A 13,162-nucleotide genomic window follows, 5' to 3' on the forward strand; every position below is an offset into this window, starting at 1 on the left:
ATTTATCTCTTGAAATTGGCTATGGCAAGGGAATAACTGGTAGAAATGATTAAAGCGATAATTCTCGACTTTGCGAAAAAAAACCATGATCGGCTTGAAGGAGAACTAAAGGAGATACATCAAGTATTTTCCATATGTCACGTGGATGATGGTAAGCCGAAAATCCCTGAATCGGGAAACAATTTAGTATTTATCTCCAGAGTTGGGAACAATGACCTGAAATACGTAGAAGAAGCAATAGAAATCGCATCCTCCAGCAATTTACCTATCCTGTTCATAGTATCAAACCCCGATGACCTCTTTTTTAAAACAATAGAGAATGAAGAAAATGTATGGTATGTTAAAGAACCATACTCAAAAATCGAACTCAAACACACACTTGAACATCTTGATTCCCTTCTTGAGAAAAATGATGATCAATTCCGCCTTATTACAGAAAATGTAAATGATGCAATTTTTGTAATGGATATGAAAGGAGACTTCTCCTATTTCAGCCCCTCCATAGAAAAGATCTCAGGATTTACACAGGATGAAGCTGTTAAGAAGAATCTTTCAGAGTGGATTACAAAGGAATCATATGTGTATTGTGTAGATATGATCACACACTTTGCAACTGAATTGAGCAAGGGAGTAGTTTATGATCCACCTGTTTTTGAAATAGAGATAATTTGTAAAAACTCTCAAACAATACTGGCAGAACTTACTGTCAATCCTATAATTGATGATAATTTTAATTTTAAACATTTTATAGGAGTTCTCCGTGACATCAATTCCAGGAGAAAAGCTGAAGAACGTTTCAGGATAGCTGCACAATGTGTTAGTGACCTGATATATGAATGGGACATGAAAACAGACCAGATGGAATGGTTTGGAGATATTGATAAACACCTTGGATATGAGCAGGGAGAAATCAAAAATAATCTTGATTCATGGTCAGAACATGTGCATCCCGAAGACCTTCCAAGAGTAATGAAGACAATAGATGCGTATCGTTTGAATGGTGAAAGTTTCGATGCCGAATACAGGATGATAAACAAAGATGGGAAAATCAAATACTGGATCGAACATGGTCTTCCAATTTATCACAGAGATACAGGAAAAATTCAGGGAACCATTGGCGTATGTTCCGACATTACTGAACAAAAAGAGATAGAGAATGCTCTGAAAAGGAGCGAGGAGATGTTCAGACTCATAGCAGAGAATGCCAATGATGTAATCTGGATGATAAATGAGAAGGGAAAACTCTTATACGTCAGCCCTTCTGTCCAGAAATTGAGAGGATACAGCCCTGAAGAAATCTATGAACAGGACATTGAAAACAGAATTGCAAATGAATCCGGCCTTCAGGCAATGAAACAATGGAATGAATTCTTCCGGAAATTCAAAAAAGGCGTAGTTCCCGATACACCCAGAAAACTGGAAGTTGAACAGCCATGCAAAGATGGATCTACAGTATGGACTGAAATGCACATCAATCCAGTACTCGATGATGAAGGCAATTTCAGGTATTTTCTTGGAATAACCCGTGACATCAGTGAACGGCGAAAGAATGAGCAAGAATTAATGGAACAAAAGAATATGCTTGACAGCATATTCGACCTTGCACCAATACCCATGGTACTGCTCAATGAAGAAATAATTGTAGAGAATATGAATAATGCATGTTTAGAAATGTTGCAGCGAAAAAAAGAAAACATGCTTGGCCTTAAAGCCGGAGAAGTGTTTGACTGTATAAATTCAGAAAAAGGCGATGGTTGTGGAACTAACAAAGAATGTATTAAGTGCATATTTAATGATTCTGCCATTGAAACATTTGTAACTAAAAAGAATATTCATAAAAGGGAAGGTAAAACCACGATACTTGACCCGGCTGGTAAAACCATTCAACTCAATGTACTGGTTTCAACTGCCTATATCGAAATTCCTGATGAGCCAAAGATAGTTGTCAGCGTAGAAGATATCACTGCAAGAAAAATGGCAGAGCAAGCAACTATTAGTTCAAAACTCGAAGCAGAACAGGCTAACCGTACTAAGAGTGAATTTCTGGCAACCATGAGTCATGAACTCAGGACGCCGCTAAATGCAATAATAGGTTATTCACAGATGCTTCAGGAAAGCAATTTTGGAAACATGTCTGAAAAACAGCAACGTTTTGCAAGCCATATTTCTACAAGTGGAAAGCACCTTCTGGAACTTATTAATGATATATTGGATCTTTCCAAAGTCGAAGCAGGAAAAATGGACCTGTATATGGAAACTTTTGATGTTAATGAAGTAATAAAAAATGTTTACAACATAATCGACCCTCTTGCTGTAAAGAAAAATATAGAGCTTAATTTTGAAATTGACCAGGACATTTCCATATATGCCGATAAAATCAGGTTCAAGCAGATATTTTACAACCTGATGAGCAATGCAATCAAATTCACACCAAACGGCGGGCATGTCACAGTAGACATTAGTGTAAATGAAAGCTTTTTGAAAATATCAGTCATAGATGATGGAATCGGGATTTCTAAGGATAAGCAGATAAAACTCTTTACACCATTCTATCAGGCAGATTCATCCACGGCAAGAACATACCAGGGTACAGGTCTTGGATTATCAATTGTGAAAAAGATTGTGGAGCTGCATGGAGGGACTATTTCTGTAGAAAGTGAAGAAGGAAAAGGAAGTAACTTCTCCTTCACATTACCCTTTTTGAAAGAATAATAAAGAACGGCTCATATAAAGCCGTCTATAAGTTCATTCACTTTTTCTGTTGCTGGCGGATTCTTGTAAAGAGGGCCTGATTTGAGAACATCGAGATAATCATCAAAGCATGGTTTCTCGTTCACATAGAAAACACCCAGAGGAATCTTTTCACCCCATTCCATTGACTTTTCAAATGCTTTCACGCGATCGTTTAACTCATAACCAGCATCATCCATTTCATAGACCCTTTCAGAATACCACTTGAATGTATTCAGTTTATTGAACGATACACATGGCTGCAGTACATCAACCAGTGAAAGACCTTTGTGTTCAATGGCCTTTTCAATCAGGGAGGTTAAGTGTGAGACTTTTCCGGCATACCCGCGGGCCACAAAAGAACAATCCAGAGATATAGCCAGAGACAATGGATTCAGTGGCATGTTAAACACACCATGGGTCTGCACCTTTGTCTTCATACCAATCTCACTTGTAGGCGAAGCCTGCCCTTTTGTAAGTCCGTAAATCTGATTGTCATGCACAATCATTGTTATGTCAGGATTTCTTCTGACGGTGTGCAGGAAATGGTTCCCTCCTTCACCATAACAATCTCCATCACCTGTTACAGCAATTACAGTAAGTTCATGGTTGGCAATCTTGGCACCTGTTGCAGGTGGTAATGAACGTCCGTGAAGTCCGTTAAAACCATTGCAATTAAGGTAATGCGGGGTTTTACTTGACTGACCGATACCTGATGCCACCAGTACTTCATGAGGTGAACGTCCAAGGTTTACAAGTGCCTGCTTGATAGATTTCAGAATTGCAAAATTACCACATCCAGGACACCATGCTGTTTCAAAGTTACCATAATCTTCTATGCTGACCACTCAGATCACCTCCTTTTCCTTAAGGGCAGCAATTATGAATTCGGGACTGAAGGGTTCTCCATCATATCTAAGAATTGTTTCAGTTACTTTCACATCTGCGTCCAGCTTGAGATGTCGGGCAAACTGCCCGGTGGAATTATTCTCCACACAAACGGTCTTTTTAGCTTTAGAGAATAAATTCCTGGTTGCTTCAACCGGAAGCGGATGGATATGAGTGAAATGGACGTGATTTACCGACTTACCCTGAGATTTCAGAATATCCACAACCTCTGCAAGAGGACCGCAGGTTGAACCCCACCCTATAAGAGAAATCTCAGCGCCGGGGTCGCCATAAACTCTGGCAACGGATATCTCATCACTGAGAAGTTCCAGTTTCTTCATGCGCTTATCATTCATTTTTATGCGGTTTTCCGCATCCTCGCATATGTGACCGAACTCATCATGTTCGTCACTGTCAGAAAGAACAAGAACTCCCTCCTGACCTGGCAAAGCACGCGGAGATATTCCCATGGGAGTAATTTTGTAGCGTTTATACTTTTCTTTCTTTGTTCTCAGATCCTGATCGGAAAGAAGGTGACGTTGCACAGTTATTTTTGATGGATCAAATCTCTTTGAAGTGAAAAGAGAATCTGCAAGGTACTGGTCACTCAGCACAAATACAGGAATCTGGTATTTGTCAGCAATGTTAAAAGCTTCAGCAGTCAGATAGAAACATTCTTCCGGCGTTCCCGGTGCAAGTATACATCTTGGGAATTCACCCTGTGCAGCCGTCAGGACAAACTGAAGATCCCCCTGCTCAGTCATAGTTGGAAGACCTGTTGCAGGACCTGGACGCTGACATAGGAATATTACAGCCGGAGTTTCTGTGATGCCCGCCAATCCAAGAGCCTCAGTCATAAGGGCAAATCCTCCTCCAGAAGTGGTAGTCATGGAACGAGCTCCCGCATAAGAAGCACCAAGTACCATGTTAAGTGCTGCAATCTCATCTTCTGCCTGTTCCACAACAGCATTAAATTTATCCGCATTTGCAGCCACATAGGTCATAACACCTGTTGAAGGAGTCATTGGATACGCAGCAAGGAACTGTACTCCTGCAGCAAGGGCACCAAGGCCTACTGCCTCGTTACCGCTTATGAGCATCATCTTTTCCTTCTCCCCGGGATCATTTATAGCAAACTTGCAGCCACCTGGGTAATTTTCCTTAACAAAATCATAACCTGCTATTGCAGCACTAATGTTTTTCTGTATAATTTCCTCGCCTTTTTTCTTGAAAGAAATTTTCAGTATTTCCTCAAGGTTAGACAGGTCAAGACACAGAAGACCAATCACAGCACCCATGGAAACTGAATTGGAATAAATTTTGTCACCGCAAACGTCCTTTGCGATTTCCAGCATCGGAACGTGGAAAATAGATTCGGAACTGCTGTTTACTTTTACGTTATCCGCATCAACAACCACCACACCATCGTTTACTTCTGAGAGGTGTTTGTCGATGGAATCTGAATCCAGTGCAAGTAGCAGATCCACACCTTCATTCATTGCAGCAATTGGAGAATCACTTATACGAATCTTGAATGTGTTGTGTCCGCCGCGCACCCTGGAAAGATAATACTGCGTTGCAAAAACATGGAATCCACTTTTCTTTAATGTCTTGGCAAGGGCCATGCCGGTGGTTTGAAGACCCTGGCCGGCTGCACCCCCTACTTTAATATTGAGATCTATTGTCACGATTATCCCCTATACTATTATTTTATACCCGATGGTAATGATACCAATCCCTTCTTATTTTCTGAGGCTAATATATAAAAACATTCGCAAAAAACTGAATCTAACTTTTAAAAAACACGATGTTTTGCACTATTTACACATAATACCATTTTATGATAATCCTGTTACCAAAATTAGCTATTGGGAGCCATCTAAGAATATATTTATATAATATATTATCCTTAATAATATATAATTCGTTGAAAAATGATAATTATACAGTCTGACGTGATACATATGGAAAGAATGCCCACAGGAATAGCAAACCTTGACAAAAAAATTAGTGGCGGTTATCCGAGAGGTAAAGGAATCCTTATTACAGGTGTACCGGGTGCTGGAAAAACTATTTTTGGATTGCACTTTCTCCATAAGTCATGCATGGACGGCAAAAAGTGTGTAATGGTTGCAACTGAAGAAACTCCGGAAGACGTACTGGAGCAGGCTGCGATGCTTGGCCTTGGACTGGAATCATTTATAGAGAAGGGACAGCTTGTAATAAAACAGGTCATAGAGTTTAGAACCCGTTCAATAGCCCGGGAAGCTCACCTCGTTGATGACTTCAGTGATACTGAGATTGACATTATCGAAGAAACCCATCTTGACAGGCATATGAGACTTGATCAGGAAGGTTTTAACATTGAGGAAATTGACATAATTGACCTCGTCAGATTGATACCTGAAGATACAGATGTGGCTGTTATTGATAATATAGGAGTGCTTGCATTTGGTCTGATGCCAAAGGAATTCAGGGATAAATTTGATACTATTAACCGTATGCTTGCAAAACAGAAGACAACAGCTCTTTACATAATGGATGAAGCTGCCTATGAGATGACTCATAAGATTGCAGATTATTCAACATACGGTTCTGTCAAGCTCATGGTTAAGGAAAATCCATATACAGGCAAAAATGAACGTTTCTTAAGCATACCAAAGATGAGAAGCACAAAAATATCCCTTGATATTACAATATTTGATATTACGTCTGCAGGAATCAGCCTTAAAGGTTCAAAGGCAAAACTTGTTGAACTTTGATTCTCCCTGCATTTTTACAGGTAATAGTTAAGGTAGATTTTCAATCTGTTTTTTACATATTTTATTATTTTACCTTAAAAAGCATTAGGTATATATAATAAAAACTTAAATATATAATTGAACTGAAAACTAGTTCAAACCATCCAACAAAACGCACCAGGAGACCTCACCATTACTCTTACTGATAATCCGAAAATACTCATCGTTGACGATGAGATCATGAATATAGAGTTGCTTAAAGCATATCTGGAAGATGATTACTCTATCGTATCTGCTACAAACGGCAGAGACGCACTTGATCTTGTTCCCGAGGAAAAACCTGATGTTATTCTTCTGGACGTTATGATGCCGGACCTTAACGGATATCAGGTATGTGAAACGTTAAAAGGTGATCCTGAAACCCAGTTTATTCCTGTTATTATGGTCACCGCACTTTCCGGCAGAGATGACTGGATATCCGGAATAGAGGCTGGTGCTGATGAGTTCCTGACAAAACCTGTAAACAAAATGGAACTGCTTACGCGTATAAATTCACTGCTGAAACTGAAGAAGATGCACTATGATCTGCTTGAGGAAAGGGATAAACTAAACCTTCAGAACAAAATAAGATCAGTGCTCACACAGATTATTCCGACATTACTTCGCACACTTCCAGCCGAACAGAAGAGTGTTGTTATTCACCAGATGATAGACATGGTAGTGGAATCTATTCTTGAAAATACAGATTCCGGAAGTCGTGAAAACGGACATGAGGGAATTGGAGATATATGCTGTAATATCATCAACCAGCTTGGCGCCAATTTTGAATCAGGTCCCGGCGAGGAGGAAAATACAGTATTCCTTATTAAAGGCAATGTATGCCCCTGGGGAAAAGAAGAAGCTCAGCTTAACCCAATTCTTTGTACCATTTCAAGAGGAATATTTTCAAGAATTCTTGACACCTATGATCAGGAACTTGAAGTTGAGGCTATTGAAACAATGGGAAATGGGGATGAACAATGTTTATTCCAGCTTAATAAAATAGAATATTAGATAAGATCCAATATTCTTATTGCCAGATGGGCAGCATTTGCGCCGTTGTCAACACCAACACTTGCTACCGGAACGCCGGGCGGCATCTGAGCTGTTGAAAGCAATGCATCAAGACCCATCATTTTTGCGCTCACAGGAACGCCGATTACAGGCTTTTTTGTTTTTGATGCAATGACACCCGGAAGCGCTGCAGACAATCCTGCTATGGCAATGTATACTTTTGAATCACTTTGAGAAACATACTCATCCAGTTTGTCCGGGTTACGGTGAGCTGAAATTACCTGGACATCGTATGAATAATCCGTACCATCAAGCACTCCGGTCACTCTGTTTGCAACAGAACGATCGGATTCGGAACCCATTATTATTGCAATATCAACCATTTCTTACCTCCTAAGGAAGATTACCTTCGCCTCTCAGCTCCTGCTGACGCTCGATGTTCATCCTTATCAATATATTATATATTTCTTTTACCGCAGAAACATCAAGATTCAATTCTATTGCAGCATCTGCTGCACGATCCAGAACCACATTATTCTGTGTCGGATCGTTAATATTGATCTTTTCCTGTTTCTTCGCTTCAAGTACCTTAGCAGCCATACCTACCCGCTTATGAATAAGCTGCATGATCTCGCTATCAATCTGTTCTATTTCCGTGCGTACTTCTTTGATAGTGGACATGTATACCCCGCATGTAAAAACATCTATTTATTACTACAACTTAAGAATATGATTTTGATTTACAATCATTGTTTATTGATGATGAGTGACGGTTATTGAATGTTATTTTTCAAATTATACAAATTAAGCTATGCTGTTTCGTAGCATGCACCTTTATGAGCACCTTTGTTATTTACTTTTGTCCTTATCACGTTTCCGCTGACATTATAGCCTTTCCAGGCATCTTCAAGAATACCTGCCTGCTCATTATTTACAAGTGCAACAAATGAAGGACCTGTACCTGAAAGTGTTACTCCTTCAACACCAATATTAAGAGCACGCATCAGGAATTCCGTGTCAAAACCCAGGGCACCGCAGTAAAGAAAACCATTAAGTGTCATTGCCTTTTCAAACTTGCCTTCCATGGAAAGGTCAAATGCCATATCAACCCATGGGGCTATCAGCCTTGAATTATCTACGTTGGTACCTGAACTGAATGACTTTTCATCAGGTGCAAATATCAACACCTCATAGTCGTGCTCTGTCCTTTTCAAAAGTTCCATGGCTTTGTTGTCAGTTACTACAAAACCACCGTAAAAGGATGCACATGCATCATCCAGAGCACCGGTGATTGTCACTTTTGAATCAAGGGCAGCCTGTACACCCATTTTAACAGCATCAAAAGGATCCAGCTCCTCGCCAATGGCATCCAGAGTTGCAAGAATCGAAGCATTTGCAGCTGCACTGCTGCTTTTAAGACCACTTGCAAGAGGAACCTCTGATCGAGTATTTACTGTGCCACCCATCTCAATTCCAAAATGCTCAAGTACATATGAAACCGATCTTTCAATAAGCTGTGTATCCGCGTCAGGCATTCCCTGAATGCTGCCGCTTATCGATGTTGTTTCATCTGTGAGTTCCACATCAGCAAATGTCTTCAGATCGATACCAAAAGCCGCACCTTTCCATGTGGCTATTGCGTTTATTACCGTACCTGCACCAAGTGCATAAGCACTTCCTTTTGCTACCATTATGTTACCCTGTTATCCTTTAAAAATCCAGGATTTGGATTAAAATGTACAACTCTGCAAAACCCTGTATTTTACCCATACCAGTACTGTAAACTATTAAAGAATAATGTTTACAGGAATGAAAACAGAAATACTACACATGACTTATGAATTTGTCTTTGGTGTCAGGATCATGTCCTTTAATCTATTGTAACAAACCCTGTGCTTTTCCTCCATGTCAAGAGATTTAGCCTCGTTCTGTTTTTCCCTTTTTCTGGCGGAACCAGCAAGGCATTCGTCAAGTTTCTCTTTCAAATATGCACTATTGTTAGTATCATCTTCAGACAATAATTCCAGAATAAACTTGCTGTTGTGGAAATCGACTCCTTCTTCCTGTAATAATTTACCGCATGAAGTGGAGTACATAAGCACACCATTTGAAACAGGTCCGTAGAACTTTATTTTTTCACATGTCTCATTTTTGAGATGTTGTGGGGACTTGTAAACAGTATCATCCTGAAGTGTGACAAGCACATTAAAACTTTTACTTTTCTTGAGTCCCGGAGGGATTGTCTCCGGATACAGCACTTTTGGTTTCACACCCATATGCTCAAGATCAGACACCAGCTCAGATGAGCTTGAATCATCTACTACGATGATGTGCTCTATAGTCTTATCTTCAGCCAGTATCCTGGCAATTTCTTTTTCATATTCCATACATCCTATTATACTCATCAAAGGCACATTCCCATCTCCTCACAATGAGGGTATCATAAAAGTATTGCAAAAACGGTCGGTTATCGATCGTATAAGCTAAATACAAAAAAATTTCGCAGACCAAAATATATACCCCATATTATATGGGATAAGTTTTAGTATATAAATCCTGCGAAAAATATGCTTTTTATTAAAATATATATACAGTTGGTTGGCGAGGTAAACTTACAGTCAAAAAATACAAACGACAACAACAGATACAAACGATACTTTTATAACAAATACGAGTCACTATATTTTACAATTCCCGACCCCATGGGTTGGAATTTAAGTAAAGTGACACGATCATTGAGAATCAAGATTGTAAGCAAGTTTTTCCGAGGGTTTTTAGCCTGAAAGTAAGACTTGTTGAAAAAGGCGTATTCATGCCCGCAAACACAAAAAGTGCTTGATTGAGAAATGTTCTTTAGTGGCCTCAGTAATACTGATATCTGCATTTTTTCTGCAGAACCGCTGCAATCTTTCACAAGACATGACCTGGAAGCATTTGTACTTATTAGGCAGGATTACGGAGAAGATCAAATGAACGAAGTAGTGTTTGGAGTAAAAGACGACAAGCAACTCGAATACACTCCTGAGAAGTGTATCGGTTGTGGAACGTGCGTTATGGCATGTCCTAAAGGTTCATTAGTTATCGGTTCAGTTGGAGCCGTGGCCAGAGGACTTATCGACAAAGATTTCCTTGAGAACCAGACAGAACTCTGCATTGTATGTGGAATCTGTGCTAAGACATGCCCAACAGGTGCACTTGAACTGAAACAGGCCGGCGAGTCTGTAAATGATAATGCTTACATAAGCGTTGCACTTAAGGACACAACAGTCAATGACAACTGTGTACACTGTGGACTTTGTGAACAGATCTGTCCACAGGGCTGCATTGAAGTCAAACAGTGGCTTTCCAACGATGGAACTGCCAGTGTAGACGGTGAAACTATTATTGACACAGAATGTTGCATACACTGTGGCTGGTGTGCAGAAGTCTGTCCTGCTGAAGCTATCAGCGTTGAAAAGCCATTTGAAGGCACATGGGTACAGGATGATAAAGTATGTACTGCATGCCGCAGCTGTGTAGATGTATGCCCATGCAATGCACTGTTTAACCCTGACTGGGAAGCAGGAGAAATTGTAAACAAGGTAGAACAGCGCGCAGATGCATGTATTTACTGTGGTGCATGTGACATGGCATGTCCTGTTAAAGCTATTACTGTTACAAAGACAGGAATTCTTCCGGAAGTCGACAAAAAGACACTTCTTGAGAAGAAACTGCTCAATGCGGAAATGAAGAGACCTACACTCACATCAACACTTGTTATCGATGAAGATGCATGTCTTGGATGTGGAAACTGTGTAATTGTCTGTCCTGTAAATGCAACGGATGAAGAAGTTGCAGCAGGATGCCTGAACGATGTCGATGGCAAGAAGATCCTTGAAGTAAGGAACGGTGTGGCACAGGTCGTTAACCAGGATCTCTGTGGATCAGACGGTGCATGTGTAATGATCTGCCCTGTAAGTGCCATTACACTTGAGAAGAGGGAGGTTTAAACATGGCAGGAACTATTGCAATCAAGAACGGTTACGTTTACGATCCGCTCAACGACATTAACGGCGAAATGATGGACATTTTCATCAAAGACGGAAAGGTAGTCACTGAGCTTTCCGGCGCCGACATGAAAGATGCAAAGGAAATAGATGCAAAGGGCAAGACAGTAATGCCTGGTGGTGTTGACTCACACTCCCACGTTGCAGGAGCTAAGGTCAACGTTGGTAGGATGATGAGACCTGAAGACCACTACAGGCACTACCAGAAGAAGACGCCACTTACACACTCAGGCTGCGGATACAGTGTACCATCAGTTTACCTTGGTGGATACGAGTACTCCAAGATGGGATACACAACTGTTTTTGAGGCAGCTGTCCCACCAATGGAAGCACGCCACACACACGAGGAAATGCGCTCAACACCTATGCTTGACATGGGTGGATATCTTGTACTGGGTAACAACTGGTTCCTTATGAGATACCTCAAGGAAGGAGATATCGACAAGGCAGCAGCATACGTTTCATGGATGATGAAGACCCACAAGACATACGGAATTAAGTGTGTCAACCCTGCAGGTGTAGAGAACTGGGGATGGGGAGAGAACGTAGGAGCTCTTGACCAGTCCAATATTCACTTCGAAACTACACCTGAAGATATGATCAAGGGACTTACAGAGCTTAACGAGAAGCTCGGTATCCCAATGCCAGTGCACCTGCACGCAAACAACCTTGGTCACCCGGGATGCTGGGAAATCACAAGGGACTCACTCAAGATACCAAAGAATGTTAAGGCAAAGCCAAACGCAGATGTTGAGTGGTCAGAAACAAAAAGAGATGCTAAGAGGCACGAATCAGTTTACCTTACACACTGCCAGTTCAATGCTTTTGGCGGTACATCATGGAGAGACTTTGAGTCTGGTGTAAAAGGAATCACCGACTATGTAAACAGTGTCGATCACGTTGTAATGGACAGTGGTTGTGTACCATTCGGTGACGCAACAGTCATGACCGGTGACGGTCCTGCAATCCACGACCTCTACGTACTCACAGGCCACAAGTGGTCAAACACAGATGTGGAACTTGAATGTGGTTCCGGTGTACTCCCATTCGAATACCTGAAGGGCAACCCTGTACACAGTGTACAGTGGGCAATGGGTCTTGAAGTACTTCTCTACGTCAAGGACGCATGGAAGAGCATCATGACAACTGACAGTCCAAACGGCGGACCATTCACAAAGTACCCACAGGTCATTGCATGGCTTATGTCCAACAAGGCAAGACAGGATACATTTGCAGAATGCCACAAGTGGGCACAGGACAGAACCGATCTTGGTGCAGAGACAAGGGAAATGGATCTCTTTGAAATAGCAACTATCACCCGTGCAAACCCTGCAAGGACAATCGGTATGTCATACAGGAAGGGTACACTTGGTGTCGGTGCAGACGGTGACGTCGCAATCTATGATATTGATCCAAAGAGTCTCGAAGTCAACGACTACGAGAGCATCATAAGAGGATTCGAGAACGCTGCATACACCATCAAGGCAGGAGAAGTAGTTTCCCAGATGGGCGAGATCGTTGCAATCCCTGAGAAGAACACATTCTATTCTGACATTGCAACCGATGAGGATGCAGAGAACAGTATGCTCAAGGATGTCAAGAAATGGTTCAAGTACTATTCACTCGGATTCAAACACTATCCAACACCTGACAAGTATCTGGCAAACCCAACACCAATTCAGGTAAATGCGGAGAAGTGATACT

11 protein-coding genes are annotated in these 13,162 nt (G+C 41.1%); 5 read left to right on the forward strand and 6 right to left on the reverse strand.

Going from position 1 to position 13,162, the window contains the following annotated elements; all coding sequences use genetic code 11:
- Window positions 1-141: 141 nt before the first annotated feature.
- On the forward strand, window positions 142-2,712 hold the full coding sequence (locus METTI_RS02290; RefSeq protein WP_048135053.1) for a PAS domain-containing sensor histidine kinase: 2,571 nt from the start codon (window positions 142-144) through the stop codon (window positions 2,710-2,712).
- An 11-nt stretch (window positions 2,713-2,723) separates the two neighbouring features.
- Here the strand turns inward: METTI_RS02290 and METTI_RS02295 are convergent, their stop codons facing one another.
- On the reverse strand, window positions 2,724-3,578 hold the full coding sequence (locus METTI_RS02295; protein ID WP_023844196.1) for a 2-oxoacid:ferredoxin oxidoreductase subunit beta: 855 nt from the start codon (window positions 3,576-3,578) through the stop codon (window positions 2,724-2,726).
- Complete coding sequence (locus METTI_RS02300) at window positions 3,579-5,306, reverse strand: 2-oxoacid:acceptor oxidoreductase subunit alpha (RefSeq protein ID WP_023844197.1); 1,728 nt, start codon at window positions 5,304-5,306, stop codon at window positions 3,579-3,581. It lies immediately after the preceding gene.
- 276 nt (window positions 5,307-5,582) lie between these two features.
- On the opposite strand from METTI_RS02300, the gene METTI_RS02305 reads away from it, so the two are divergent.
- The gene (locus METTI_RS02305) at window positions 5,583-6,380 is read left to right on the forward strand and encodes an ATPase domain-containing protein (protein ID WP_048135055.1); all 798 of its coding nucleotides are present in this window, start codon (window positions 5,583-5,585) and stop codon (window positions 6,378-6,380) included.
- Between the two features lie 201 nt (window positions 6,381-6,581).
- On the forward strand, window positions 6,582-7,412 hold the full coding sequence (locus tag METTI_RS02310) for a methanogen output domain 1-containing protein (protein WP_281170051.1): 831 nt from the start codon (window positions 6,582-6,584) through the stop codon (window positions 7,410-7,412).
- Here the strand turns inward: METTI_RS02310 and METTI_RS02315 are convergent.
- The 4 genes from METTI_RS02315 to METTI_RS02330 all read right to left on the reverse strand — a co-directional run bounded on the left by METTI_RS02315 (window position 7,409) and on the right by METTI_RS02330 (window position 9,826).
- On the reverse strand, window positions 7,409-7,795 hold the full coding sequence (locus METTI_RS02315) for a 5-(carboxyamino)imidazole ribonucleotide mutase (RefSeq protein ID WP_023844200.1): 387 nt from the start codon (window positions 7,793-7,795) through the stop codon (window positions 7,409-7,411). The two genes, METTI_RS02310 and METTI_RS02315, sit on opposite strands and share 4 nt — an antisense overlap.
- Window positions 7,796-7,805: 10 nt before the next feature.
- Window positions 7,806-8,093 carry a chorismate mutase gene (locus METTI_RS02320; protein WP_023844201.1) on the reverse strand — a complete coding sequence of 96 codons (288 nt, stop codon included), beginning with the start codon at window positions 8,091-8,093 and terminating at the stop codon, window positions 7,806-7,808.
- 128 nt (window positions 8,094-8,221) lie between these two features.
- Entirely contained in the window at window positions 8,222-9,103 is an 882-nt protein-coding gene (locus METTI_RS02325) for a shikimate kinase (RefSeq protein WP_023844202.1), read from the reverse strand.
- Between the two features lie 144 nt (window positions 9,104-9,247).
- Window positions 9,248-9,826 carry a hypothetical protein gene (locus METTI_RS02330; protein ID WP_023844203.1) on the reverse strand — a complete coding sequence of 193 codons (579 nt, stop codon included), beginning with the start codon at window positions 9,824-9,826 and terminating at the stop codon, window positions 9,248-9,250.
- A 555-nt stretch (window positions 9,827-10,381) separates the two neighbouring features.
- Between METTI_RS02330 and METTI_RS02335 the strand changes: the two genes are divergently transcribed.
- Both METTI_RS02335 and METTI_RS02340 read left to right on the forward strand, forming a co-directional pair.
- Window positions 10,382-11,401: a 4Fe-4S binding protein gene (locus tag METTI_RS02335; protein ID WP_048135734.1), complete on the forward strand. Its 1,020-nt coding sequence runs from the start codon at window positions 10,382-10,384 to the stop codon at window positions 11,399-11,401.
- Window positions 11,402-11,403: 2 nt separating this feature from the next.
- Complete coding sequence (locus METTI_RS02340) at window positions 11,404-13,158, forward strand: formylmethanofuran dehydrogenase subunit A (protein ID WP_023844205.1); 1,755 nt, start codon at window positions 11,404-11,406, stop codon at window positions 13,156-13,158.
- The last annotated feature ends 4 nt before the right edge of the window (window positions 13,159-13,162 follow it).

It is taken from the genome of Methanolobus tindarius DSM 2278 (genome assembly GCF_000504205.1).
Lineage (GTDB): Archaea > Halobacteriota > Methanosarcinia > Methanosarcinales > Methanosarcinaceae > Methanolobus > Methanolobus tindarius.